Annotated in this window: 23 protein-coding genes, 1 tRNA gene and 2 pseudogenes; 4 read left to right on the top strand and 22 right to left on the bottom strand. The window is 33.5% G+C overall.

Annotation, left to right across the window (positions count from 1 at the left end):
• Nucleotides 1–7: 7 nt before the first annotated feature.
• From JEOSCH030_RS03035 to JEOSCH030_RS03060, 6 genes are all read right to left on the bottom strand, one after another.
• Complete coding sequence (locus JEOSCH030_RS03035; RefSeq protein WP_185125149.1) at nucleotides 8–823, bottom strand: carbohydrate ABC transporter permease; 816 nt, start codon at nucleotides 821–823, stop codon at nucleotides 8–10.
• Entirely contained in the window at nucleotides 813–1,688 is an 876-nt protein-coding gene (locus JEOSCH030_RS03040; protein WP_185125150.1) for a carbohydrate ABC transporter permease, read from the bottom strand. The genes JEOSCH030_RS03035 and JEOSCH030_RS03040 overlap by 11 nt, the downstream gene beginning before the upstream one ends.
• A gap of 62 nt (nucleotides 1,689–1,750) precedes the next feature.
• Nucleotides 1,751–3,043: an ABC transporter substrate-binding protein gene (locus JEOSCH030_RS03045; protein WP_185125151.1), complete on the bottom strand. Its 1,293-nt coding sequence runs from the start codon at nucleotides 3,041–3,043 to the stop codon at nucleotides 1,751–1,753.
• A 5-nt stretch (nucleotides 3,044–3,048) separates the two neighbouring features.
• Nucleotides 3,049–3,729 carry an HAD family hydrolase gene (locus JEOSCH030_RS03050; protein WP_185125152.1) on the bottom strand — a complete coding sequence of 227 codons (681 nt, stop codon included), beginning with the start codon at nucleotides 3,727–3,729 and terminating at the stop codon, nucleotides 3,049–3,051.
• 188 nt (nucleotides 3,730–3,917) lie between these two features.
• Nucleotides 3,918–4,484, bottom strand: coding sequence for a glycerol-3-phosphate responsive antiterminator (locus JEOSCH030_RS03055; RefSeq protein WP_185125153.1), 567 nt, complete (start codon nucleotides 4,482–4,484; stop codon nucleotides 3,918–3,920).
• Nucleotides 4,485–4,511: 27 nt separating this feature from the next.
• Nucleotides 4,512–5,690 (bottom strand): benzoate/H(+) symporter BenE family transporter, encoded by a 1,179-nt coding sequence (locus JEOSCH030_RS03060; RefSeq protein WP_208454278.1) that lies wholly within the window; start codon nucleotides 5,688–5,690, stop codon nucleotides 4,512–4,514.
• Nucleotides 5,691–5,885: 195 nt separating this feature from the next.
• Between JEOSCH030_RS03060 and JEOSCH030_RS03065 the strand changes: the two genes are divergently transcribed.
• Nucleotides 5,886–6,464 (top strand): helix-turn-helix domain-containing protein, encoded by a 579-nt coding sequence (locus JEOSCH030_RS03065; protein ID WP_185125155.1) that lies wholly within the window; start codon nucleotides 5,886–5,888, stop codon nucleotides 6,462–6,464.
• Between the two features lie 16 nt (nucleotides 6,465–6,480).
• Nucleotides 6,481–7,374, top strand: coding sequence for a M protein trans-acting positive regulator PRD domain-containing protein (locus JEOSCH030_RS03070; protein ID WP_185125156.1), 894 nt, complete (start codon nucleotides 6,481–6,483; stop codon nucleotides 7,372–7,374).
• Nucleotides 7,375–7,439: 65 nt separating this feature from the next.
• Here JEOSCH030_RS03070 and JEOSCH030_RS03075 read toward each other — a convergent pair whose 3' ends face one another.
• The 16 genes and pseudogenes from JEOSCH030_RS03075 to JEOSCH030_RS03150 form a co-directional block, all read right to left on the bottom strand.
• Entirely contained in the window at nucleotides 7,440–8,270 is an 831-nt protein-coding gene (locus JEOSCH030_RS03075; RefSeq protein ID WP_235962205.1) for an IS3 family transposase, read from the bottom strand.
• A 38-nt stretch (nucleotides 8,271–8,308) separates the two neighbouring features.
• Nucleotides 8,309–8,842, bottom strand: coding sequence for a helix-turn-helix domain-containing protein (locus JEOSCH030_RS03080; RefSeq protein WP_185125157.1), 534 nt, complete (start codon nucleotides 8,840–8,842; stop codon nucleotides 8,309–8,311).
• A gap of 318 nt (nucleotides 8,843–9,160) precedes the next feature.
• Nucleotides 9,161–9,918 (bottom strand): annotated as a pseudogene (locus JEOSCH030_RS03085) (SDR family NAD(P)-dependent oxidoreductase).
• A 63-nt stretch (nucleotides 9,919–9,981) separates the two neighbouring features.
• On the bottom strand, nucleotides 9,982–11,259 hold the full coding sequence (gene hisD, locus JEOSCH030_RS03090; RefSeq protein ID WP_185125295.1) for a histidinol dehydrogenase: 1,278 nt from the start codon (nucleotides 11,257–11,259) through the stop codon (nucleotides 9,982–9,984).
• 19 nt (nucleotides 11,260–11,278) lie between these two features.
• Complete coding sequence (locus JEOSCH030_RS03095) at nucleotides 11,279–12,439, bottom strand: iron-containing alcohol dehydrogenase (RefSeq protein ID WP_185125158.1); 1,161 nt, start codon at nucleotides 12,437–12,439, stop codon at nucleotides 11,279–11,281.
• 11 nt (nucleotides 12,440–12,450) lie between these two features.
• Complete coding sequence (locus tag JEOSCH030_RS03100) at nucleotides 12,451–13,869, bottom strand: sodium:solute symporter family protein (RefSeq protein ID WP_235962206.1); 1,419 nt, start codon at nucleotides 13,867–13,869, stop codon at nucleotides 12,451–12,453.
• Between the two features lie 192 nt (nucleotides 13,870–14,061).
• Nucleotides 14,062–14,487 (bottom strand): hypothetical protein, encoded by a 426-nt coding sequence (locus JEOSCH030_RS03105; protein WP_185125160.1) that lies wholly within the window; start codon nucleotides 14,485–14,487, stop codon nucleotides 14,062–14,064.
• Nucleotides 14,480–15,916: an aldehyde dehydrogenase family protein gene (locus JEOSCH030_RS03110; RefSeq protein WP_185125161.1), complete on the bottom strand. Its 1,437-nt coding sequence runs from the start codon at nucleotides 15,914–15,916 to the stop codon at nucleotides 14,480–14,482. The genes JEOSCH030_RS03105 and JEOSCH030_RS03110 overlap by 8 nt, the downstream gene beginning before the upstream one ends.
• Nucleotides 15,917–15,969: 53 nt before the next feature.
• Nucleotides 15,970–16,953, bottom strand: coding sequence for a LacI family DNA-binding transcriptional regulator (locus tag JEOSCH030_RS03115; RefSeq protein WP_185125162.1), 984 nt, complete (start codon nucleotides 16,951–16,953; stop codon nucleotides 15,970–15,972).
• 138 nt (nucleotides 16,954–17,091) lie between these two features.
• Entirely contained in the window at nucleotides 17,092–19,965 is a 2,874-nt protein-coding gene (locus tag JEOSCH030_RS03120) for a DUF3427 domain-containing protein (RefSeq protein WP_185125163.1), read from the bottom strand.
• Nucleotides 19,966–20,072: 107 nt separating this feature from the next.
• Nucleotides 20,073–20,603 (bottom strand): PucR family transcriptional regulator ligand-binding domain-containing protein, encoded by a 531-nt coding sequence (locus JEOSCH030_RS03125; protein WP_185125164.1) that lies wholly within the window; start codon nucleotides 20,601–20,603, stop codon nucleotides 20,073–20,075.
• A gap of 41 nt (nucleotides 20,604–20,644) precedes the next feature.
• Entirely contained in the window at nucleotides 20,645–21,094 is a 450-nt protein-coding gene (locus tag JEOSCH030_RS03130) for a GNAT family N-acetyltransferase (RefSeq protein WP_185125165.1), read from the bottom strand.
• A gap of 63 nt (nucleotides 21,095–21,157) precedes the next feature.
• Nucleotides 21,158–21,539 (bottom strand): annotated as a pseudogene (locus JEOSCH030_RS03135) (VOC family protein).
• 17 nt (nucleotides 21,540–21,556) lie between these two features.
• The gene (locus tag JEOSCH030_RS03140; RefSeq protein ID WP_185125166.1) at nucleotides 21,557–22,633 is read right to left on the bottom strand and encodes an ABC transporter permease; all 1,077 of its coding nucleotides are present in this window, start codon (nucleotides 22,631–22,633) and stop codon (nucleotides 21,557–21,559) included.
• Complete coding sequence (locus JEOSCH030_RS03145; protein ID WP_185125167.1) at nucleotides 22,630–23,352, bottom strand: ABC transporter ATP-binding protein; 723 nt, start codon at nucleotides 23,350–23,352, stop codon at nucleotides 22,630–22,632. Before JEOSCH030_RS03145 ends, JEOSCH030_RS03140 begins: the two co-directional genes overlap by 4 nt.
• An 86-nt stretch (nucleotides 23,353–23,438) precedes the next feature.
• A tRNA-Val gene (locus JEOSCH030_RS03150) sits at nucleotides 23,439–23,510 on the bottom strand.
• Between the two features lie 224 nt (nucleotides 23,511–23,734).
• On the opposite strand from JEOSCH030_RS03150, the gene JEOSCH030_RS03155 reads away from it, so the two are divergent.
• Together JEOSCH030_RS03155 and JEOSCH030_RS03160 are read left to right on the top strand one after the other, a co-directional pair.
• Nucleotides 23,735–25,057 carry an MFS transporter gene (locus tag JEOSCH030_RS03155; RefSeq protein WP_185125168.1) on the top strand — a complete coding sequence of 441 codons (1,323 nt, stop codon included), beginning with the start codon at nucleotides 23,735–23,737 and terminating at the stop codon, nucleotides 25,055–25,057.
• The gene (locus JEOSCH030_RS03160; protein WP_328794779.1) at nucleotides 25,054–26,007 is read left to right on the top strand and encodes an ornithine cyclodeaminase family protein; all 954 of its coding nucleotides are present in this window, start codon (nucleotides 25,054–25,056) and stop codon (nucleotides 26,005–26,007) included. Before JEOSCH030_RS03155 ends, JEOSCH030_RS03160 begins: the two co-directional genes overlap by 4 nt.
• Nucleotides 26,008–26,066: the final 59 nt, after the last annotated feature.

The raw sequence follows: 26,066 nt of genomic DNA on the forward strand, positions 1-26,066 counted from the left end.
GTACTCCTTATTTAATTCCGCTAGATGAAAATGTATTAATGATGTAACGTTGAAATATAAGATATAAAATTAAAGGGATTGCCATCGTTATTACAGATAAAGCCATTGCCACTGTAAAGTTTGTCCCTCCTTCAGAACTCACAAACAGTTGTAAAGCTAAAGGAAGTGTATAACTATCTCTTGAGCGCAACATGAGTAGTGGCCACACATAATCATTCCATGCTAAAATGAAAAACCATATCGCAGTTGATGTTAGAGCTGGCCTAACTATTGGAAGTACGTGATCTTTCATAATATTAAATGTTGAAATGTTATCTATTTGTGCAGCTTCTATAAGAGGTTTAGGAATATTTCTCATTGCTTGAGTCAACATAAAAATTCCAATAGCATCTGCTAACTGCGGAAGAATTACACCCCATACACTATCAATTAAATTAAAATGAGAAATTATTAAATAATTAGGTATCATTGTTACTGTAAAAGGGATGAAAATCGTACTAATCAATAAAAAATATGTTGTTTTTTTAAATCGGAAATTAAAATATGTTAGCGCATAAGCTGCTAAAAATGAAGTGACTATCTTGAAAGCTGTAATTATACTCGCAATCACAAAAGTATTTAATGTGATTTTTAACAATGGAATTGTTTCATGCAATCTTTGATAGTTTTCAAAAGTAAAAGGATTAGGTATAAGATTAATTGTTGATGTAAATGCATCATTTAAATGTTTAAATGAATTTGACACAGCAAACAAGATAGGATAAATGGCAATAATAATAAAAACTATTATTAAAATATGCCAAAAGTAGTGACTAATTTTCATAATAGACATTCCTTTCTACAAAGATGAATTGCATAGCAAGAAGAAACATAAATATGAGTAATGTAATCACCGAACTTGCTGCTGAAATACCAGTATTAAATAAATCAAATGCCTCATGATAAGAATGATATATTAGATTACTACTATAATAATTTGGTCCTCCCTGAGTGACTACTCTGATAGGAGTAAAGACATATTGTAATCCTTGAACAATCGTCATAATCAATATGTAAAAACCTGTAGAAGAACTCATTGGAATGATAATATCTGTAAAAATCCTAAACTTAGATATTTTATCAAGCTTTGCTGCTTCAATAATTTCACTAGGTATACCAACTATCCCGGAATAAAGAACAATGAAATTATAACCAAATACTTTCCAGGCTACAATTAAGCTAAGAATGACAATAACCATTCCCTCAGTAACAGTCCAGTTGGGAATTGATAATCCAAACCAGCCCAAAACTATCGCTACTGGACCAGAAACAGGATTCAAAATCCATAAAAACAGCATGGATCCTACAACTAATGAGATAACTGAAGGTGTAAAAATTGCAACTTTATAGAACCCTTTATTCGACTTAATTAAATGCGCAATAACATAAGCAGTTACGTAAGTAAGACCGGTGTTTAAAACGATAAACAATATAATGTACAGGAAAGTTTGTCCTATTATCCTTCTGAATGTTTGATCCTTAAATAATTCTGCATAATTTTCTAATCCAACAAAAGTTTTATTGGGAGAAATTAAGTTCCAATCAAAAAAACTTAAATAAATTGTATACACTAATGGACCGACAGTAAAAATAGTTAAAAGTAACAATGCTGGTGTTAAAAGTAGTATACTCACGTACCTTTTCGCCACTAAAAATCCTCCTTTATTTTAAAGGTGCAGAAGATTGATTTATCAATCTTCTGCAATGAAATCTACTCTAACAAGTCATTAATTTCTTCCTCTGTGTTTGATACTGTTTCTTCGACGTCTACATCTCCACCTAGGATGATGTCTCTCATATCTAATAATTTTTGTTCAGCTTCTATGCCTGAATCTCCTGGGAATGAGGCCCATGGAACCATTGAATCCATCTGTTCAATTGCTGGAATCATTAACTCATTTTCTTCAAGGAACGACTTAAGTCCCTCTTCACTATCTGACACTCCTTCACGTGGAGGCACATATCCTGTTCCTTTGGTCCATTCAGCTATGGATTCAACACTGTATAAATACTTCATAAACTCCCATGCAGCAGCTTGTTCTTCCTCATCCTGAGCTGTGATTGACAGCATCGCTCCACCTGCAGGGACACGTTTTTCTTTCCCTTCCCAAGTCGGCGATTGTAGTGTAGTTACATCAAAGCTTGCATTTGATTCAATATTATTTCGCTGTGCAATTGTTGTATAAAGCATTCCTACATTACCATCAATGAAACTCTGTATTCCTTGATCCCAACCTATATGTAATGCCAATTCATCATTTACAAGATCTTGATAATATTGAAATACTTCAATTCCTTCGTCAGATGCAAAACTAGCTTTACCATCATCAATGAAGCTTGCCCCATTACATTCTACCATTGCCTGTTGTCCCCAAGAATCTGCAGGTTCCTGTATATACACACCATAATTACCTGTAGCTTTATTTATTGCTTCAGAGTATTCTCTTACTTCCTCCCAAGTTTCTGGTCCTTCACTATCTAAACCAGCTTCTTGTAACATATCTTTGTTTATATATAGAATAGGGTTGCTTAGTGAATAAGGAATACCAACTTGTGTCCCTTCTGCATTTTGACCAAGTTCTAATATATTCGGTAAAAAGTTATCTTCTAAAAAAGTAACATCTTCTTCGTGGTAATTCTCAATGACTTCTTGAGGTTCAACGTACTCAAAATTTTCAGAGAAATAGTCTAGAAAAGCCCACCCTACTTGAACAACTGCAGGTGAATTTCCAGATGCAACCTCTGCTTGCATGTTGGACATTAAACCAGCGTACATATCAGGGTTGTATCTCGCTACCACCTCAACAGTATCACTTTGTGCATTGAATTCTTCTACAAGCTGATCAACGGTATTTCCCCCTTGAGTCTCTGCGTTAACATGCCAATATTCTATTTTAGTTTTCTCTTCAGACTCTGCCGAAACTTCATCAGATTCTCCATTTCCACAAGCTGCAAGTAAAATAACAATTAACGACATCAAAAATAATGAATATTCTTTTTTCATCTTCTTTAAACCTCCATGTATTTTTTTAATAAATAACTATTTAACTGTTCAAGATTGTATAGGGTTATTTTATGTAATTCCTGAGCATTGAAGTGATTTATATATATTGAGTCTATTCCAGAGTTACTCGATGAACTAATATCATTATGGTAGTTATCCCCAATTTTAATAATGTTATGTTCGGGATATCTTTCAGTAATTAACCTGACATGGTCGCTCATCATATCAGGTTTCTTTGCATCATAGATATACATATCAAAATCATCACCAAGATTTAGATATTCAATAAACGGAGTTGCGCTCTCCTTCGGAGAATTAGTCATTAAAACTTTAGGTAAATTTAAAGTTTTAACTGTTTTTACTAAGTCAATGTTTATTGTGATTTCTTTTCCATTTATCATTTTTTCTCTCGTTTTTAAAAAAGCTAAGTTATTTGCTTCACTAGAGATATTAAATTTTTCTGCGATGTAGAATAATATTTGCCACAAATCACCAAGAGGTTTATCGTTGTATACGAATTTTTGTTTATCTGGTTTTGAAAATTCATTAGTTACATTTTTATATTCTTCCAACATCTCTGCACGCAGCATTTCATCATTTGTTAAGTAATATATATATGTGTCTATAAAGTCTTCCGAATAATATAGAGTTCCATCCATATCAAATACTAATACATCAAGTGTCACATCATTTCTCCTTAGTTATTATTTGATTCTAAAGTGAGGCACGAAAAATATTTCCCTCCTAAAAAAGAACAGACCGATACCGACAGTATTTACTTACTGTCAATATCGGTCTCTCTAGCGCACCATTGAATATTCACTTTTCAATGATTATGTTACACAAGATATATTAATTTATATTGAACTTTCTGTTAATAATTGTTAGAAATATATTTCCACATTTTAATATTAGATGTAGACACTGCATCTGCGCCATTCTCAATAGCTTTTTCATAGACATATTCATCATTTACTAATCCACCGGTTATTATAGGTATACCGGTGTGTTTTTTCATCTCTGGAATCAAATTAGAGACTAAAGCCGGCATAATCTCCAAGTAATCCGGTTTATTAGAATCTAACCCTCTCAATGTCAGTTTCAACATACGGGTATCAACGATAAAAGATCTTTGTACTACTTCTAGATTTTCTTTGTGCGCTCTTTTAATATGACCAGATTTCGTTGTGATAATACCTTTTACTTTAATATTATTTTTCAAAAACTTAAATGCGTAGTCATCTACTTTGAGCCCTGATATATACTCTATATGTACGTAACTGGGAATATTAGCATCGTTAAGTAACTGCACTATATCCTTTAAATTACTGATGTTACCAAATAGAATAAAAACACATTTTAAATTTTCTTTGAACTCAATAGCTTGTTCTAATTGCTTAAAATTCAAAACCGATGCAATTAAATTTTTATCTTTTATCATGTTTTCCTCCCTACAGTCTACATATCTTTAATCCTCAATGAATTTTGCAATCAATGTTCCAATTAACAAGGCCCAAATTGGTGCACTGATATAAAAATAAGTAATACCAGATACTGAAATGATAAAAGTAAATATTACACTCATAGTATATTTAGGATTAGAAAATGTGCGTCTTAATGTCGATGCAAAAACGCCAATCAAGACAAAGCCCGTTAAAATTGCCATAAGTGGTGCTGGTAAATCAAACATTAATGGCACAAGTGCCCAAGCAAAAATAGCGAATATTAGCATAATCACACTCGAAATCACTGAAGCAATATAGCGTTTCGATTTTTCTCCTGAGGCATGATCGGATGCAATGGTTGTCATCATCCCACCGACGTTTGCAGACTGTCCGCCAAAAAGTGTGGCACCAATTGATGAGAGTCCGCTCGCTATTAATATATTATTAACAGGCACCTTATAGCCATTGCTCTCAAGAGCACCGATGGCAGGCGTTGCATCATTTGATAATATTAAAAGTGTTAATGGTAGTGTGACAGAAACAATTGCTGAAAGAGAAAATTCAGGTACTGCAAAAGTAGGTGCAACCGGTGTTGTACCAAGCGCGGAGAAATCAAAATTATTTAAGATAAAGTACATAATCACAGCTGTAAGTACCCCGCCAAGCATTGGAGGTATTCTCAAATTCCATTTGCTAAACACTAAAAATGCCACAATTGCGGTTAAGCCAATCGCTGGCATTTCCAATGCTGCAGGAATAATACCAAACACGTAAGATGCAATAATTCCCGCTAGCATGGCAGCGATAATTTCCCGGGGAATCCAACTCATCACCTTTTTAAATATACCTGATACACCGAATAATAAAATGATCAGAGCAGTAATAATGTAACTACCTACAAGCTCTTCAAATGTAAAATATGGAGTAACTGTAACTAAAAATGCCACACCCGTTAAAGAGTGTGCACCAACGATTGGCATCCTATAATAGACAGATAATATTATTCCAAGTAAGGCTCCAAAGAAATGCACTCCATAAAACCAAGTAATCGTCTGTTCATGAGTAAACATTCCTGCATTGGCCGCTTCAATCACCATGACAGGCGGCCCAATAATTCCTAGCATCCCTGTCATTAAGCCACCTGAAATATTATCCCTATTTATATCATTCCAAATCGACGTTTTATTCTTCATTATATTCATATAATCCTTACCTTCTATTTATTTTACTATTACTTGTCATTTTTTAACATTTATAATAAAACTATAATCCTAAGAAATGCAGCGGTTTTTAACACACTACAATAACAATAAAATGATGGTGTAAACCCTTATTTTATCATAAAAATTATTCATGAAGTCTGTCATATCTGAAGTATGTCCTACGGAGGAACTATTATGCTCGACTTATTATCTCTAACCATGAAGAGAAAATTTGAATTGCTCTATCTATTAGAAAGCGCAGATGCTTATGTTGATTTACAGACTATCGCCTGGGAATTATCATGCTCTGAAAGAACGGCCCATGATGAAATTGAAGAACTCAAACAATCAAAGTTCTCAAAATATTTCTCTATCTTCAACAAGGGAAAAGACTATATGTTAGTCTTCAATCCAGGTATTACTATCGATATATTTACACAGTACGTTCTTAAAGAAAATGCACATTTCCAAATCATTGAATTAACGCTCTATCGTGACAATATGAATGTTGAAAAGCTTGCTAAATGCCTACACACCTCAGTCCCAACAACTTATCGTTATATCAACAGCATTAACGAAGCCTTGCAAGCTTCTTTCAACATCTCTTTATCTTCAAATCCGTGTCGATTACATGGTGATGAGGTTAATATCAGAAGTTTCTATACTCAGTATATGTCTGAACGATATCTCGTTAATGAGTGGCCATTTGATAATATAGATGAGGACGCATTAGTAGAACTCATTAAAATCTTTTCGCCAAACTTTTTTGGATAATCTATCCTTTTCTCAGTTGAGAAATATTAAATTAGGCGCTGGTGTCTCGATGATTCGCTATCAAAATGAATATCAGCTCGAACCTAAGCCAATCATCATTGAAGATATTTATCAACAATCAGATTGTAAAAGCAAAATTGATAAGATTCATAAAGAAATGATTAATAAACCATATGATGGAAAAATGGCTATGGACGTTGCTGGCTATTTCATCAATAAATATTCATTTAACAATTATCAAGAACTCTCAGATAGTCTTGAAAAAAGTGACTATACTAAGGAATCAGTGGAATTATTAATCAGTACGATCGAAAATATTTCTGAAAAATTTAATATGCCTATTTCGAATTTTGAAGACCTATTGCTAGAAGTGCACAATGCAGGACAAGTCGGTATACGAAAAATTAATGCAAGACAAATTATCTCACAGCAAAAGAGCACATTCATCAATACGTTTAAATCTATTGCACCAAGTATGTATGAAGAAATTAAAAAAGATTTGAGAAGATATGTTAAGTTATTAGATTTAGATCGATCTGAGTCATTGTTGTCACATCTCACTTATACATTTGTGACCCATTGGGAAAATTTATTGGAAAATATATACCGCCACATGCCTCCAGTAAATATTAAAGTGGTGAGTACAAATGATCAATATCATGCAGAAATAATTAAGCAGAAATTGGAATTTGATTTTGACGGCCAAGTTGAGGTATCTGTCGCCGAAGTTAATGATTTAAAAGAGATATTGAGTGATGAAGAAGCAGATATTATTATTACGAATTTTTCTGTCCCATTTGACGATAAAGATCATATATTTGCGATTAATGATTTGCCGACCGCTAAAGATATGCGGAAAATAATGTATGCGATTCATGAAGTACAGCATGAAGCGACGAAGTATTTATAAGAAAAATCCAACACTCAAAAGAATATGTAGTGAACCCAAAAAGTTGAACTTTTTGATTAAGCTATTTAATTAAAGGTATGTTTCCTGTAATTTACAGGCGACATGCCTTTTAATTTTGTTTTAATTCTATCGTGATTATAGAACTCTATATATTGATGAATCGCAGATTCAAGTTCTTTATATGTTACGAACTGTTGTCCATAAAACATTTCCTGTTTAAGCAACCCAAAGAAGTTCTCCATGGATGCGTTGTCTAAACAATTTCCTTTTCGAGACATACTTTGAAATGTTTTATGTGTCTTAAGATATTTGACCCACTTTTTATGCTGATAGTGCCACCCTTGATCGGAATGAACCGTCATCCTATAGTCTAACTCGGGACGCAGATCAATTAATTCTTTTAAAGGGATTATAGCGTTATCTAGTGTCGGTGCACGACTGCTTCGATAAGATAATATTTCTCCGCTAAAAACATCCATAAATGGTGACAAGTAAAGTTTTTCTCCTGATGCTGAAATATTGAATTGAGTGATATCAGTCAATACTTTTTGATAAGGGCGATCGGTTTTGAAACGACGAGACAGTTTGTTTTTAGCAATTTTACCGACTTTTCCTTTATAGGATTTATATTGTCGATTTCTATGTTTAAATTTTACGCAAAGCAGTTGATTCTGTCGCATTAAGCGTAATACCTTCTTGTGATTTACAATGATACCCCTGTTTTTCAATGATAAGCAGACCCGACGGTAACCGTATCTGCCTTGACTGTCTTTCACAATATCCCTGATGGATTGAACAATCTCAGTATCCTTACTATTTTCTTCAGGTAAACGATCATTCCAGCACTTAAATACACTCTTTGCTATACCTGCGGTCTCAAGCAGTTCTTTAAGCATATAGAGACCTGTTTCCCTTAACTCTATTATCGCTCTGACTATTTCTTTGTTCTTTTGTCTCGAGCTAAGGATTGTAACTTTTTTTCTAGGGCGATAGCGACCTCAAGTTTCCGATTTTCTACTCTTAAGCGTTCCAGCTCTTCACGTTCGGTTTCATTCAAAGTCTCTAATTTTTTTCGCTTTTGCTTAGATGTATTCTGTTTCATCGATTTAGAGGACCTACCTTTCAGTTTAGTTTCTAAACCCAGAATACCATATTGGTTGTATTTACTCTGCCACTGCGCTATGAGAGAAAAGTTCGGTATATCAAATATTTCAGCCGTTTCTCTATAGGATAACTGATGTTCTAAACGATGTTGTAGCACTGTTATCTTAAATGACTTAGAGTAAGTTGATTTCGTCATGCCAGCAGTCAAGCCCTGAACACCATTATTTTTATACTGATCGACCCATGTCCTGATTAAACTGCGACTGATATTATATTTGGCTCCTAACATTCTGAAGCCATCATCACCAGTTAAATACTCATTAATGATTTTTAATTTTAATTCTATTGAATACTTTTCAGACATAGAAAACACCCCTAAAGTTGTATTTTGGAGTTCAACTTTAGGGGTGCATGACAGAGATGTGGTGTGTGTTTTTTAAAATTTCATTTTCCCATATTCATCTAGAAATACTAAGTCAGTAAATGTTCCACCAATATCTGTTGAAATTTTCATATCCATCCTCCTCGGTTCTAAATTAGAACCAATTGTTCTTTATTAGTTACAATGACTATATTAATATTTTTTTAACTATTTTTTCAATAGTCTGATTTTTTAACACAAAAAAAGTAGCTTAGAAAATATTCTTAGCTACTCAATAATCTTTAACATCACATGAAGTTATTACATCACGGTCCATCCTGCATCAATCTTAATTGTTTCTCCTGTAACAAATTTTGATAAATCAGAAGCCAGATATAATACTCCTCCAACTATATCCGAAGGCTTAGGTAATTCTTCAAAAAAAATTCTGCTATATACATCTTTTTTGAATTCTTTATCTTTGAACATTTTCTGCGTTAAGTTTGTTTCTACAAATGTAGGTGCAACGGCGTTCACATTGATTTTATACTTTGCCCACTCAACTGCTAGTGCCTTAGTTAACTGTAATACGCCCCTTTACTTGATCTATAAGCTGCTCTCTTCACATAACCAACATAAGACATCTGAGAAGCCATATTTATTATTTTTCCTCCACCAGTCATTTTCATTTTCTTTCCTACAGCTTTAGATATAAAAAATAGAGATTTTAAATTTGTATCCAAAACACTATCCCAATCCTCTTCAGTAACTTCAAATGCTTCTTTAGCTATATTTATACCAGCATCATTAACTAAAATATCTATCCTATTATATATTTCAAAAATCTCATCAATACATTCATTTATCTTATTTATATTGTTTATATCTAATTGAAAATATAAATTCCCATGGCTATTTTTATCTAATAAATTTTTTGTAGCTTTCAAACTTTTGCTATCTCTCCCTAAAATAATCACACTTGATCCCAATTTCGAAAACTCTAATGCAATTTCTTTACCTATTCCTTTATTTCCACCAGTCACAATAACTACTTTACCTTTCAATTCTGAGAAATACATAACTTCCTCCTTTTCTAAAAAAACTGACTGTTGAAAAATAATATTTCAACAGTCAGATAGTTATTATTTATTTCCATATTTACGCACTCGAAGCAATCCTTGTTCTGCATGGCCGGCAAAGTTTTCTAACTGACAAAGTCGTGCAGCATATTCACCAATTTTTGCACTTTTTTCATCCGAAGTGATTCTTTGATAAGTAACGTTTTTAATAAATTTACCTACCCATAAACCACCAGTATATTTAGCTGCTTGCTTAGTTGGTAAAGTATGATTAGTTCCAATCACTTTATCTCCAAACGCAACATTAGTTCTTGGACCGACAAATAATGCGCCATAGTTAGTCATATTGTCTAAAAAGAAGTCTTCATCTTTAGTTAAAATTTCAACATGCTCATATGCCAGATCATCTGCTACTTTTAAAGCTTCCTCATTGTCATCCACCAAAATTATCTGACCATATTCATCCCATGATTGTTTAGCAACCTCACCAGTAGGTAAAGTCTTAAGCTGTTTATTGATTTCCTCTATTGTAGTTTCAGCAATTTTTTTAGAAGTGGTAATGAGTACTCCTGGAGATGTAGGACCATGTTCCATCTGTCCTATTAAGTCTGTTGCAATCATCTCTGGATCACTCGTCTCATCTGCAATTACCATAACCTCTGTGGGACCAGCAAGTAAATCAATACCTACTTTACCAAATAGTTGTCGTTTTGCTTCGGCTACAAATGCATTTCCTGGTCCAACAATCATATCAACACTATCAATTGTATCTGTACCAAGTGCCATAGCTCCCATAGCTTGAATACCACCCAGTATATAAATTTCATCGGCTCCAGCCTGATGCATTGCATAAACCGTTTCTTTAGGTATTTCTCCATTTATTGGTGGTGTGCACGCAATAACTCGTTTTACTCCTGCAACTTTAGCAGTTAACACACTCATATGTGCACTTGCAACCATAGGATATCTACCTCCTGGTACGTAACAGCCCACACTATTTACCGGAATATTTTTATGCCCTAAAATTATACCGGGTTCCATCTCAACTTCAATGTCATTTATAGAGTTTTTTTGTGCTTCGGCAAATTTTTTAATATTTGCTTGCGCAAAGGCAATATCAGATTTTGTTTGATCATCTATTTGATCAACAACTTTTTGAATCTGCTCTTCACTTAATTTAAAAGATTCCGGTGACCACTTGTCAAATTTCTCCGATAGCTCTTTAACTGCTTTATCACCCTCCTCTTCAATGTTCTTCAAGGTTTCGCTGACAATAGCGGAAACTTTATCATCTGCGCTTTTAATGTCCGCTGCTGATTTTCCCTGCTTTAAAATTTCCATTCTTATTTCCCCTTTATTTTTATTTTTTTCCATGTAAAGCATTAGTATATATTTCTTCAATTTCATTTTGACCTAATTCAAGTGGACTTCTCGCCAATAATCGAGTTTGCTTCAATGCATTATCTGTAAGTAGTTGTATATCTTCTTCTGTAATGCCATAGTATTTAAGAGTTTTTGGCAATCCTACTTCTTCAACTAAATCAAATAACTTATTAGTTATTATTTTAGAAACTTCCATTTCATTTTTGTTGCTTGTTTCAACTTTGAAAATCGGGGCTAATTTAGCGAGTTTAGTACTGCATGATTTTATAATTTTTTCATATACATACGGTAATAAAACTGCATTAGATTCTCCATGTGGTATTTTAAAGTTGCCGCCTAAAGGATAAGCTAAGGCATGTACACCAGCGACACCAGCATTATAAAAGCTAATACCCGCCATTAAACTGCCTAAAGAAAGTTCATTTTTGGCTTCTACATTAGATTTATCCCAAACTGCTTCTCGAATATTATTGTGAATTTTCTCTATAGCTCCATACGCTAAATTGTCTGTTAATGGTCCAGATTCAATTGAAGTATATGCTTCAATTGCGTGTGTTAGAGCATCTACACCACTTGCTGCTGCTACTTTTGGAGGAAGTGAATACGTATAAAATGGGTCAGCTATTGCGTAATTAGCAATCATATGCGGATCTGTTACTGCATCTTTACTATCACCAGTAGAAAAGACAGCAATATCAGTTACTTCTGCACCAGTTCCTGACGTCGAAGGCATGAGGATATTTGGAATTTTAACATCTTCAAGTTTCATATCTCCTGTCAAATTTAAATAATTTTCAATACTTCCCTTTTGAGGTGCAATCAGTGATGCAGCCTTTGCTAAATCCATAGTGCTACCACCACCTAGCCCTATAATCAAATCAGGTTGTACATTTCTTACTTCTTCAATTATCTCATTTCCTTTTTCTACTGTTGGTTCAGCCATAACATTTGTAGATATTTCGTATTTGATATTTCTTTCTTTCAAGATAGAGGCTATTTTTTCAATCGCATTTATTTCTTTTAATATTGGATCACAAAGTATATATACTTTGTTAGCTTTTATTTCTTCTACTATATTATTGATTTTTTGTGTTGAATCTAAGCCATAGTATATATATTTAGGCGAAATTAATTTCATATGAACATCTCCTACTTGTTTTCTAGTACCTCAGTAATATTATCTTCATTTTTCTTAGTGGTAATTAACACTGAAATAATCATTGTAACCATCGAAATAATTACACCAAGCCCCGCAGCTGCAAATGGATTAGATATATCAAAGCCAAATGGTAGGTAAAGTATCCAATAAGCTGCTGTACCTACTAATAATGAGATGATTGCAGATGTTTTATTTGCTCGTTTCCAAAGTGAACCAATAACTAGTGGTCCAGCAGTAGAAGAAACAATTCCTCCTATACCAATCCACATGAATATTGACAAGTATTGAGGCGGGTTTAGTGCAACTAATCCAGCAATAATTAAAACTATAGGCGTACCTACACGACTGATATTTAATTCAATTCTTTCTGCTTTCTTTTGAGATATGTTAAGTCTAGGCACTATAGAAAGTCTAAATAAATCATTAGCTACTAACTGAGTTAAAGATACTACCAATCCATCTGATGTTGACATAACCGCTGATAAAACTGCTATAGCTAGAAATGCTGCTATAAATGGTGGGAACAATTCTGTAAATAATGTAGGAATGACTGCATCTGGACGAATGTCTATATCTCCTGGTAATACTGCTATTGCTAACATACCACCTAGTCCCATAAGTGGAAGTATCGTTGCAAAAACTGTGGTCCACATTAATAATTTCTTTAAATCACGACTAGATTTAACTGCCATAAATTTATTCCCTAAATGCGGTTGAATTGCAAATGGTATATGGGCAATAAAAAGCAATAGCACTAGCCAAAGTGAACCATAAGTTTCATCTCCAGGAATAAATAATTTCCCAAAGTGTCCTTCCGGTCTTCTTTCTTGAATTGTCTGGATCATCTCTCCAAAACCTCCGCCTGTCCCAAATGCAGTTATGAAACAAGCGACCACAACAACTGCTATTAATACCATTAACATCCCCTGAACAGCGTCAGTAAGAATATCAGAGTGTGACCCCCCCATGAATACGTATGCACCAATTACTATAATTGTAATTAATATGCCTACCTTGTAATCAACACCCATCATAATTTGGAACATTGTTGCAGCAGCAACTAATTGCGAAATAACATAGAATATAAGTAACGCGGAAATGATAGCTAAAACTACTCTTAAAAAATCACTGTTATATCTATTACCAATAAATTCAGGAATAGTTCTTGTTCCTAATTTATCACCGTAGTCTTTAATGGCTTTTGCGAAAAATAACATCCCAAAAACAGTCGCTACAGGATATAATAATGGATACCAAAGTGATGGTGCACCCAAATCAAATGCAAGCCCGGGCATTCCCATGAAGGTAGAACCACTAGAAATTCCTGCTGCAATTACTAAAGCAATTGTAATAGGTCCATAACTTGAACGAGCAGTCGCAAAGTCATCATTATTATGCGTCCTCTTCATCCCCATTACTCCAAAGAACATCATCATAACTACAAATACAATTAGTAGAACCCATGACCAAAATACTACACTTCCCATTTATTCATCCCCCTCGTCTACGTCTAACAATGGTGTTTTAAATATTATTAAATACATGGTGAGCCAAGTTACCGCATTAACTGCCAAAATAATATATAGAAAAGTCATATGTACTTATCCCCTTTGTAATAGTTCATATAATTTGTTTTTCTTTGAAATTTTCTTTTTCATACCTGTGGATTCTTCCACTAAAAACATTTTATTCTTCTCCTCTTCAATAGCATAAGGCAAGTAAACAATATACTCAGATACTTTCTCGATTTCTGGATAACTCCAGCTTTTTTTTTGATGCATATAATAATTTTTCAACATCTTCCAGCCATAATCATCAATGTAATAATCTAAATCAACAGGTAAGGTATATTCATGTTTTTCAGTTTTATACTCGCTTAGACACGTATCACTAAACGATGTAGAAGTTTCGATTAAATCTGTAGCTAAAAAATGAGTTAAGCCTTTTTTGCTCATTAATGGTAGAGGTTTATAAATAACTCTCCACTCTGAAACTAGTATAGGTAAATTAAACTTTTTATTATTCATACTTAAGACTCACCATCTTCATTTGTGACATTTCTTTGATCGCATACTTTATACCTTCGGTTCCATATCCAGAATTGCGTCGACCATTATATGGCATGTGATCAAATCTCAATGTTGGAACATCATTTATTAAAACTTGGCCATAGTCTAACTCATTGGAAAGTTTCAGTGCTTCTGTTAAATCAGAAGTAAATACCCCCACATTCAAACCATATTGACTATTGTTTAATAGTTCAATAATGCTTTTACTTTTTATGTTTTCTACGACCACTAGAGGACCAAATATTTCTTCACTACAAATTTTCATATTGTCATTTGTATTTGTAATCACTGTTGGTTCAATTGCTCCATTAAAAGAGTTACCGCCTGTAATTACAACTGCTCCATCATTTTTAGTCTCAGTAATCCATTGTAAAATTCTGTTTTTGGCTTGTTGATCGATTAAATCTGAATAGTCAGTTTCATGATTGAACAAGTCACCATATTTTAATGATTTTGTTTTGGTAACTATTTTCTCCAATAGAGTCTCATATATCTCATCATCTATATATACTTTTTGGGTACTTATACACACTTGTCCATTATAAGAAAAAGCTCCGATTACAATTTGTTCTGCAATATCATCTAAATCTTTTATCGTGTTATTTTTCGAAACAAAAACAGGAGATGTACTTCCTAACTCTAATGTTAATTTTCTAAGACCAACTTTATTTTTTATGAGTTTTCCAACTCTAACACTGCCTGTAAATGAAACTTTTTTCACTTCATTATATCTAAGCAAAGTATCTGTTATATTTTCTCCATCCCCCGTGACAACTTGAACTAAGTCTTTAGGTAAACCTGATTCTTCTAATAAATATTTTAAAAAATATGTTGAGAAAGGAGTTTTTTCAGAGGGCTTAACTATTACAGAATTTCCTACAGCAATAGCTGGGCCAATTTTGTGAATTGCTAAATTCAACGGAAAGTTGAAAGGTGTCATAGCATAAACTACTCCCAAACTTTCAATTTTAGTAAAAGCTTCTCTTCCAGCTCCATTCGGAGCCACATCTAAATTTAGATATTCTCCTTCTAATTTAGATGATTCAATACCAGATAATTTTAAAGTTTGTATTGAGCGCTCAACCTCTTGTTCAGCAAATTTTATTGGTTTCTTTGCCTCATAGCTTATAATTGTAGACATTTCTTTTTTGTGTATTCTTAATAACCTAGCAGCCTCCAAAAGAATTTCTGAACGTTCAAAGGACGATAATTGCCTATTACTTTCATAAGCTTTTTGAGATCGTATTAAAACATCATCCAATGCTGGTTCATTAAAATTATAAATATATAAATCGTTTAAAGATCCTAAATAATTGAATGGATACGTATTCAAGTTATATTTAGCAGATTTTTCGATTTCCGAGATAAGAACACTCTTATAGTCCACATTTTCACCTCATATCAATTTGACGTTATTTGAATACGTATTCAAATAATCTTTTAAACTGTGCGCCGTTCATAAAGTTTACACGGTATCGTTTTTTGATATTCATCATAATTTTCTGTTTCAATCATATTCATCAACTGTTCAATAGCAATTGCACTTAAATGTTCATCTCCTTCTGGACCGATAGAAGTTAGATTAAATGAACTATGTTTTAAGGTTTCTGTATTATCAATTCCAATAATTGCAATATCCTCTGGAGTTTTGTAGCCCATTTTTTGAAGAGTATCAAGTAGAGTAAAGGCGATCATGTCTGTAGCTGCAAATATTGCACTTGGCCGATTTCTTTTTGACATCACTTTAACCAACTCTTCAGCAATGAGTTCAGGTCTCTGTTTAGTAATAGAAACATTTGATTTCTCAAATTTTACATTTAAATCAGACATTACCTGAAAAACGCCATTATATCGTCCGAGAAAAGTAGATTTTTCAAGTTCTCCCGAAAAAAAGTGTATATTGTTGTGACCTTTTGAAACTAAATATTTTCCACCCATGTAGCCTGCCTGATAATTGTCAATTTCAACATAATTACCTCCACTAATATGCTTTCTGTTGAACATCATGTATGGCACACCGAGTTTCTCTATCTCATCTAAATAATCACTTTCATAATACATTGAAGAAAGAATTATACCTTCTGTTTTTTGACTAAAAACAGTTTTATACAAATCATCTTTCTGTATATTTTCTTCAAAAAACACATTTACTGTATATCCTTTTTTATAAGCAGCGTTGATTATTATTCTGGTAGATTCAACAAAGAAAGGGTTATTTAGAGTTCCAGAGATTAAAGAAATTTGATTTGTTTTATTGTTAATCAAAGATCTTGCAATAGAATTTGGAATATAATTTAATTCTTTCATCACCCTTTCAACACGCTCTCTTTTTATTCTTGAAACAGATTCTGGATGATTAATAACTCTTGAAACAGTTGATTGTGATACACCAGCCATTTTCGCAACGTCATTTGAAGATACCATTTCTCACCTCATAAAATAATATAAAACGCTTACAAAATACATTAAACCATTGTCTGATAATTGTGTCAATTAGAAAAAAGGATGAGTAGCTACCCATCCTTTTAAAATTACAATCTGTTCTATGATGTTTAATACTCATTATTTACTACCTGTTATAAACCTAAACATATTATATTCCATAGCATTTTTTAATATAAAATTCATTTTTGCAACTTTATGTTTATTATCTTTTGCACCGATCATTGTGTTTTCCATTGATTCAATGTCAATATCTACTTCACCTACATAATAATGATATGCTCCTTCATCATCATCCCTCTTAACAAAAAGATGTATTGTTGAAGTTTTTGTTTGATAACCTTCTAACAAATCTTTATTAATTTTAGAATTTAAATCAGTACCTTTTCTTGTATACCACTGAAATACATGTGTATCTAAAAACATGTCTTCATATCTAACAGATTCGTCTACATCTTCAGTTTTATGATAATTTACAAAAATAGGTGAAGTATTATATTTGGTTTTATAACCATAGATTGTACTGGATTCATCAGTCTCCCAATTAAGCAGTCGACAAACATCTGCTCTACTATACTTCTCGTATAATGTTAGCTGGTTTTTTTGATTATAAGATTTCGAATTTATATGAGCTAAACTAAATAAATCATTAATTTGATTTCTAAAATCCTCATTTTTTATAGATTCTTTAAATTCTTCACTTAAACTTATCTCATCACTATCTATTCTGATCAGTGGAAACTGATATTTTTTCTTTTTTTGTTTAGTAAAAAATTCTAAGCAAAGCATCCTGATAATAGAATTCATCGTAGAGTCATTCATAAAGTAACCTTGTCCTCTAATTTTTTTCTGAAATTCAAATTTATTTACTTGTCCATCTAATAGCTCTTCCAATAGTAAAATTTCAGTTAATCTTTTACCATCAGTTAATTCTTTGGATATGAACATTAAAATTTTATTATGAACATTTTCTGTAGAATTAGTTACTTCTTTTATTTTAATTAGAAATTCTAAATAATTATCGTACTTGTTCAAAATAATCATAGGGTCCATTGAATCTTTATCGTGATAAAGATCCATTAGAGTAGGTATTCTCCCAACTTTATCTTTTGTGTATAAATACATCTTTTTCAAGTTTGCAAGAGAATCAACTTTAGCTTTAGAGATAGATTTATAAATACGTTCTTTTGCAACATGTTCAAAGTTAATTGTAGATTGTCCTGTTATTAAATTCCCTTCAACTACATCTCTTCTAAGAGAATCTTTATTAAAAGATTTATCTCCTGTTAAAGCTACAGGTATCAAGTAATTATTTTTGTAATTACCTATGAAATCAATTACGGTTAAAAATTTTTTATTTTTATGCTTACGTAAACCTCTACCTAGTTGCTGAATAAAGATAATACTAGACTCCGTTTGCCTCAGCATGACTACTTGATTCACGCTAGGAATATCCACTCCTTCATTAAAAATATCTACAGTGATCAGATATTCTAATTGCCCTCTTTCCAAATTTTTCACAGCTTCATTTCTCTCTTCTTGTGAATCGAGACCCGTTAAAGCTTTAGTTTTAAATCCTCTACCATTCAATGAGATAGATAAGTTTATTGCTTCTTCTCTACTAGACACAAACATTAACCCTCTTACTATCTCTCCTTCGTAAGAGTAGTAATTTAATTTATCAATAATGTGATTTATTCTATCTTCATCGACTAACTGATATAATGTACTTTTTTCATTTATGACCTTACCTTCAACTATATAGTCTGTAACCCCAAAATAATGAAATGGTGATAACATCTCAGCTTCTAGTGCTTTTTGTAATCTAATCTCATATGCGATATTAAAATCAAATAAAGCAAAAATATCATTTCCATCAGTACGTTCAGGTGTCGCTGTCATTCCAAGTAAAAACTTAGGTTCAAAGTAATCTATAATTCTTTTATATGATTCGGCGCTACTTCGATGCGCTTCATCAATTACTATATAGTCAAATGCATCTTTGCTAAATTGTTCCAAATTTTTATTTTTACTAAAAGTTTGGATAGTGGCAAACATATATTTAGCATTCACTTTCTTTGAACTTCCACTATAAATGCCATAGTCACTATGATCTCCACCGATTAAATCACGGTAATCATTCAATGTTTTTATTAGTATCTGTTCTCTGTGAGCAATGAATAATACAGTTTTCGGTTTAAATCTCTTCACATCAAACGCAGACAAGAAGGTTTTACCAGTGCCTGTTGCAGATATTATCAATCCTTTAGTTTCACCAGATACCCTTAAATTCTTTAAGGAATCCAGCGCTTCTTCTTGCATAATATTTGGTGTAATTTCTTTAGATAGATCTCTATTGTCATTATGATAAGGATTTTGCGTTTCTAACAATTCCAAAATTTTGTTTTCATTAGCATTTTCAAGATATATAACTTCATATTTGTTTATCCAATTTTCATCAAGTATCTTCGATGAATCCCACAACTTAAAAAACTGTGATTTAAAATACTGAATAACTTCTCCGTTATCTAAAGAGGTCAATTTCAGATTGTACTCATAATTTTTCTTAAGTGCTGTATCAGTAAGGTTAGAGCTTCCAATAAACATGGTTGAGTAAGATTTATTCTCAAAGATGTATCCTTTTGCATGAAAGCCAACTTGGTCAGTTATCCTAATCTCTATATTAGGTATCTTTAATAACTCCTTAAAAACCTTAGGTTTATTAAAATTTAAATATGTAGATGTAATAATTTTACCTTTTACCCCCCTGAGAGATAATTCATAAAGTGCAGTCTTTAAAGTAGCTAAACCACCTTCAGTAATGAATGCTACCGATATAATAAAGTCCTCACATATCTCTAGCGCATCGAGCAGAGGAGACAATAAGTTTCTCCCATTGGTATTAATAATTAATTCTGGAGGGTAATGGGACGTTTTATTTGTATACTTATCAATAAAGCCTCTTTCATATGCATTTAATAAATTTTCTTTCATATTCAAGTCACCTTCAATGTTCTTTCAAAATTATTTAGGCTTATTTCTTTATCTCCCACTTACACAACAACCCACCAATGCAATCGCACTGGTGGGTTATCTACTACTTACTCCACCGCTTCACTCAAATCCAAGTATATGATATTTTCATTGAGGTAGTTTCCTACGAGATTAATTAAGTATCCTGCATCTTTCTCTTGCAAGATGGATTCTAAAATCTTGTCATTTAATTTATATATTTCATAGCTTTTCAGATTAAAATTCTCGTTCTCCATTTGATTAAAAGAATCTTGTAACTTGTGATATGGCATATCAGACGGAATACTAAACAATAACATTTTTATCTTCTGACAATGCTCTATTATAATATCAGGGATTACTTTATGATATAACTCATGAAATCCTATAGCTACAATCCCTTGTTTCTGTAACCAATCTATTTGGTCGATAATTACTTCTGTACTCTCAAACGCCTGAAATGTGCTTAATACAATACCATTCTTTTTAAAATAATTTTTTCTCTCTGGTAATTCCATTACTGTGACATAACTTATGCTAACATCACTGTTATTCATCTCTGTTTTAAAACTAACACCGACTTTTTCAAACTCTTCATAGACCTTATTTATTTCAACCATATAATTCCCCTTTATGGTTTTAAAGACATCTTGTCATTAAATCATTTATACTCCATCACATACTCATTTATACTTTCATCAAATTCTTTTTCCTTAAACCCTAACGATTCCAACAACTTTTTCATCGGCTCATTACCCACTACATAATCAGCAATTAAAACATCAAACCGTTCATCCGCTTCAAATTGCTCAATCACTTTTTTCACAATATCTTTACCATACCCTCTACCTTGGAATCTTTCATCAACCATCATTCGCCAAATCATATATTCTTTTTCTTCAACATCTTCATCTAACAATATAAACCCAACAACCTCACCATCATCTTCTACAGCGAATGGAAATACATCACCTGCATTTCTATATAAATAAGCATCTGCCAAGGATCTCACATTCGGTGCGACAAACCGGTTTTTATCCTGTTCTTCACTAATTTTAAGCTTCAACACTTTTTCAAAATTATCTTCTGTAATTTCTTTGAATTCTACCATTTAACATCCATCCCCTTAAACTAAAACCCCACCAATGACACGCATTGGCAGGGTTATAATCACTTACTCCACCGCTTCACTCACAGCAAAGTAATTTCCTTGTCCATCTTGGAAGTTGAAAGTTTTCACACCTGGAATTTCTACTAACTCTCCAACTTCTACACCGTTATTTTTGCACACTTCATAAAGCTTCTCAATCTCTTCAACTTCAAACATCAAAGATGGTAATCCTAAGCTCACTTCTGGACTATACTTTTTTATAAAGTCTTTTGAAAACAAAGTCATCGTCGTTTGCGCACTCTCATCCGGAGCAATTACATAGCCCTTAAAATATTCTGGCAAATCTATTTCTTCTTTAACCACAAATTCCAGTTTCTCCGTCCAAAACACTTTCGCTTTTTTCCACATCTTCTACATAAATCATGACGCTTTGAAGTTTCTTGATCATATAAGCCTCCTATTTTATACTTTACGATATTTTCTTAAGCCAAAGATATCCAGTAAAGTGAATAACACAATAAAGCCGACTAATACCAATAACTCTTGCCAAATATGAGCGAACCCATGACCTTTAATCATCACTTCAGTTAAGGCCTCTCCAGCATAACTTAAAGGAAATACGTAACCAATGACTGCAATCCAGTCCGAAATATTATCTAGCGGGATAATTCCTGAGAAAAATATTTGCGGCACAATAATCAACGGGATAAACTGCACCATCTGAAATTCTGTATTGGCAAATGTCGAAATAAACATTCCAATGACAAGCGCGCCCATGGCAAGTAAGATACTTATTACAAATACCCATACCATACTACCTTCAATCGTCATGTTTAAGAGGTAGATAGAATAGAGCACAATGATGACGGTCTGAATAATAGCATAGCCACCATAACCACCCATATAACCAAGAACAACTTCGCTTCTCTTCACTGAAGTCGCAAGCATTCTTTCCATGGTTCCCATTGTCCGTTCTTTTAAAAGCGCCATCCCTGAAATTAGGAAGACAAAAAAGAATACAAAGAAGCCCATCAGTATTGGGAACATTTTATCGAAGAAGGTACTATCCTCATCTCCATATAAGTAATTCTCTGTAATATCCATATTCGGCATAGTCGCATCACCGGGCATTGATTCAAACATCTCATTCGCTGAGTCTCTCGTCACATTTTGAACAGTGGCTTGAATCATTTGTTTGGCTGCTGTCGTTTGTGATGGATCTTCATTATGATAGGTCACTACAAATTCGTTGTCGTTGACATCTATAAATGCATCTAAATCATCATTATCAAGTAAGGTCGATAAGGTCGGTTTCAATGCATAAGTCACAACTTCTACTTCGTCTGGCATGCTTTCTATAAACTGCTCATCAATAGTATCAGGCATGCCTATACGGACATCCATATCATTATTTACATCGAAGATAAAATACATCAGAGTAATCACTACAAGTGGTGCAAGCAACATGAGTGCTAAGGTTCTCTGATCACGAAATAATTCTAAGGCGACTTTTTTAGATATTGCTAATAATCTAGTCATGTTGTCACCTCCAGATTTAAGAACACTTCTTCGATAGAAGCCGCTTCATATTTATTCATTAAATCTTTAGGCGTTCCATAATCATGGATTTCTCCACTCACTAAGAGCGCAATTTTATCACATTGTTCCGCTTCAGCCATAACATGAGTCGTAATCACTAAAGCTTTGTCACTGTCTCGTAAGTTTCTCAATTGTTCCCAAATTGAACGCCTGAGCTTAGGGTCAATTCCAACAGTCGGTTCGTCTAAGACGATAATATCCGGCTGACCAAGTAAGGTAATCGCCAAAGATAAACGTCGTTTCATTCCTCCTGAAAACTGTGACACTATCTTATTACGCGCACCGCTTAAATCAACAAGTTCAAGGTTTTTATCAATCTCATGAGTTAGTTCTTCGCCCTTTAACTTTTTCAACTTGCCGAAAAAGGTCATGTTTTCATGAGCTGTTAAACTTTCGTACAGGGCTGTCTCTTGACCCATATATCCAATTTTATTCATCGTTTTTCGATGTGGCATCTTTTGTTCAAAAATGTAAGACTGACCTTCTGTCAATTCTTCCATACCTAGCAAACATCGAATACAAGTCGTTTTTCCTGAACCACTTGGTCCGATTAAGCCTAGTATTTCACCATTATAAATATCCAGATTTATGTTATTTAATACTTGTTTAAAAAAGAAAAATTTATCTGCATCAACTAATGAGGCTACTTTCTCAGTCATTTTTTCACTTCCTTTTTGACATTTTTATACGTATGTATTTTTACAAAAAGAAAAAGCCGGAACGTCTAGAGCGTTCCGGCTCGGTATGATTCCGAGTGGGATTGAACCACCGACCTCTTCGATGTCAACGAAGCGCTCTCCCGCTGAGCTACGGAATCATGAGTCAGCTTATTTATACTTTAAGCGATTCATATAAATAAAGCAACTCTAATTGGACCAGACGACTCTCTTCAACTCTGTATTTTATGTGCATATCATCTTTATTTTACCCCTTATTTAACAATAAATAAATTCACTTCTATAAATCGCTTCACATATTTAATTATTTATAGTCTCAGAAATTAAAACGTGGTATTGTAAACGTATACAAAGGGGGAACAACATGGATAAAAAATTACGAAGAAAAGTATTATCAGCAAGTTTGATCGGTTCTTCAATTGAGTGGTTTGACTTTTTCTTATATGCTGCGGTTGCGAGCATAATTTTTAACACTCAGTTCTTTGTTACCGATGATCAATTTTTATCAACAATTTTAGCTTATTTTGGTTTGGCTTTATCATTCTTTATACGGCCACTTGGTGGTGTCATATTTGCACACATTGGAGACCGTGTTGGACGTAAGAAAACATTGATTATTACCTTAAGTATGATGGGGCTAGCAACTGCTGGTATCGGGCTCTTACCTACATATGCTTCAATTGGTGTTGCCGCACCGTTACTTCTATTACTATTCCGTCTGATCCAAGGTTTAGGAATTGGTGGAGAATGGGGCGGTGCCTTATTACTTGCAACTGAATATGCACCAAAGAAACAACGTGGTTTGTTTGGTAGTTTCCCACAGATGGGAATTCCGATTGGCCTAGTTTTAGCTTACGGCTTTTTCTTCTTTTTAACTTGGGTAATGCCTGAAGAAGCATTTTTATCGTGGGGATGGAGAATACCGTTTATCTTCAGCTTACTACTCGTATTTGTTGGACTTATTATCCGTAAAGGCTTAGATGAAACACCAGCATTCCAAGAAATGCAAAAAGAAGCTGCTGCTAAAAATGAAGTACGTCAGTTACCTATCGTTGAAATCTTTAAGAAACATCCAAAAGAAGTGCTGATTACTTCTGGGGCTAAGTTTGTTGAAACTGGACCGTTTTATATATTCACAACCTTTATTGTCGGTTATGGTGTCTCTTCACTTGATGTCACTTTTGAATTTATGATGCTGTCTATTATGGCTGTATCTGTTGGGACAACAATCATGATACCGATTATGGGTTCTTTATCGGATAAAATTGGACGCCGTAAGATGTTCTTGATTGGTGCCTTTGCCATGTTATTATATGGCTTCCCGTACTTCTACATCGTTAATACACATGAACCACTCTTAGTGATTTTAGCAACCTTGATTGGTCTTGTTGTTATCTGGCCACCAATCACAGCCATATTAGGTACTATGTTCTCTGAGTCATTTTCTAAAGAAGTACGTTATACTGGAGTTACACTCGGTTATCAAATTGGAGCTGCCGTTGCTGGGGGTTCAGCACCAATGATTGCTGAATTTTTAATGAATCAATTCGACGGTTCAAGCATACCAGTTTCACTATACATTGTTGCTACAGCGGTAATTTCAATTCTAGCTGTACTATCGATTAAAGGTGAAAGTGCTCAAGACCGTGAAGACCGACTTAAAAATGAAAATATTATAGGAGAGTGAATCCATTGATTACTTTGACTGATAAAGATATAGAAGCTAAGTATAAGATTACTCATGCAATTGAAGATGTTAAAAACATTTTGGATGATTACAAAAATGATCAAATCGTAGAATCAATTCGCACTGTATTACCTGCTGGTGATGACAATTCTATGTTATATATGCCTTGTATCAGCATTAGTAGTCACGTATCGATTATCAAAACTGTCTCGATTTTCCCGACTAATAAGAAATTCCCAACGACTCAGGGGAATATACTGGTGACAGATTTAAATAGTGGTGAGCATAAAGCGAATATGGCAGCCTCTTACTTAACTCGTTTAAGAACAGGTGCTATGACTGCAATTGCAACCGATAAACTTGCGACAGAAGACGCTAGATCACTTGGTGTGATTGGTACAGGTAACATGTCATTCGAACAGGTTTTAGGTGTCATTCAAGTCAGAGATATTCAAAAAATTTACTTGTTTAACCGTACTGAAAGTAAGGCTCATGATTTTAAAAAACGCTTAGAGGATTTTGGAATTTGGGCTGATATAGAAGTTGTATCAGATGCCGATAGTTTAGTAGAAAAGAGCGATATTATTAACTGTGCGACACAAAGTAAGACACCTGTCTATGATGGTGCAAAAGTGAAGCCAGGTGCGCATATCAATGGTGTCGGTTCCTTTACTCCAGAGATGAAAGAAATGGACCGCACTATTATCAAAAGAGCAGACCAAATCTATGTTGACGATATGCATGGCATCAAAGAAGAAGCTGGTGAACTAATTGATGCTGTTGAAGCGGGCATCATTAGTTGGGATGATATCAAAGGTACACTGGCCGAGATTTTTGATGGAGAATATTTACGTCAAAACGATGAAGAAATCACGCTCTACAAATGCGTAGGTGCTGGTTATTTTGATTTAGCGGTTGCCCATGGTGTAATGAAGATGTTTGACCAATAAGTTATAATATAAAGAGCTCACCGTAAATACGGTGAGCTCTTACTGTAAACTTTAGAAAG

Source organism: Jeotgalicoccus meleagridis (assembly GCF_903994045.1).
Taxonomy (GTDB): domain Bacteria; phylum Bacillota; class Bacilli; order Staphylococcales; family Salinicoccaceae; genus Jeotgalicoccus; species Jeotgalicoccus meleagridis.

Excerpts from the sequence above, each read along its gene's own strand:
- JEOSCH030_RS03120 (WP_185125163.1), bottom strand. The coding sequence starts at position 19,965 with ATGAAAGAAAATTTATTAAATGCATATGAAAGAGGCTTTATTGATAAG.
- JEOSCH030_RS03065 (WP_185125155.1), top strand. The coding sequence starts at position 5,886 with ATGCTCGACTTATTATCTCTAACCATGAAGAGAAAATTTGAATTGCTC.
- JEOSCH030_RS03115 (WP_185125162.1), bottom strand. The coding sequence starts at position 16,953 with ATGGTATCTTCAAATGACGTTGCGAAAATGGCTGGTGTATCACAATCA.
- JEOSCH030_RS03125 (WP_185125164.1), bottom strand. The coding sequence starts at position 20,603 with ATGGTTGAAATAAATAAGGTCTATGAAGAGTTTGAAAAAGTCGGTGTT.
- JEOSCH030_RS03075 (WP_235962205.1), bottom strand. The coding sequence starts at position 8,270 with ATGCTTAAAGAACTGCTTGAGACCGCAGGTATAGCAAAGAGTGTATTT.
- JEOSCH030_RS03080 (WP_185125157.1), bottom strand. The coding sequence starts at position 8,842 with ATGTCTGAAAAGTATTCAATAGAATTAAAATTAAAAATCATTAATGAG.
- JEOSCH030_RS03035 (WP_185125149.1), bottom strand. The coding sequence starts at position 823 with ATGAAAATTAGTCACTACTTTTGGCATATTTTAATAATAGTTTTTATT.
- JEOSCH030_RS03045 (WP_185125151.1), bottom strand. The coding sequence starts at position 3,043 with ATGAAAAAAGAATATTCATTATTTTTGATGTCGTTAATTGTTATTTTA.
- JEOSCH030_RS03105 (WP_185125160.1), bottom strand. The coding sequence starts at position 14,487 with ATGAATAATAAAAAGTTTAATTTACCTATACTAGTTTCAGAGTGGAGA.
- JEOSCH030_RS03145 (WP_185125167.1), bottom strand. The coding sequence starts at position 23,352 with ATGACTGAGAAAGTAGCCTCATTAGTTGATGCAGATAAATTTTTCTTT.
- JEOSCH030_RS03095 (WP_185125158.1), bottom strand. The coding sequence starts at position 12,439 with ATGAAATTAATTTCGCCTAAATATATATACTATGGCTTAGATTCAACA.
- JEOSCH030_RS03055 (WP_185125153.1), bottom strand. The coding sequence starts at position 4,484 with ATGATAAAAGATAAAAATTTAATTGCATCGGTTTTGAATTTTAAGCAA.
- JEOSCH030_RS03130 (WP_185125165.1), bottom strand. The coding sequence starts at position 21,094 with ATGGTAGAATTCAAAGAAATTACAGAAGATAATTTTGAAAAAGTGTTG.
- JEOSCH030_RS03060 (WP_208454278.1), bottom strand. The coding sequence starts at position 5,690 with ATGAATATAATGAAGAATAAAACGTCGATTTGGAATGATATAAATAGG.
- JEOSCH030_RS03100 (WP_235962206.1), bottom strand. The coding sequence starts at position 13,869 with ATGAAGAGGACGCATAATAATGATGACTTTGCGACTGCTCGTTCAAGT.
- JEOSCH030_RS03140 (WP_185125166.1), bottom strand. The coding sequence starts at position 22,633 with ATGACTAGATTATTAGCAATATCTAAAAAAGTCGCCTTAGAATTATTT.
- hisD (WP_185125295.1), bottom strand. The coding sequence starts at position 11,259 with ATGGAAATTTTAAAGCAGGGAAAATCAGCAGCGGACATTAAAAGCGCA.
- JEOSCH030_RS03155 (WP_185125168.1), top strand. The coding sequence starts at position 23,735 with ATGGATAAAAAATTACGAAGAAAAGTATTATCAGCAAGTTTGATCGGT.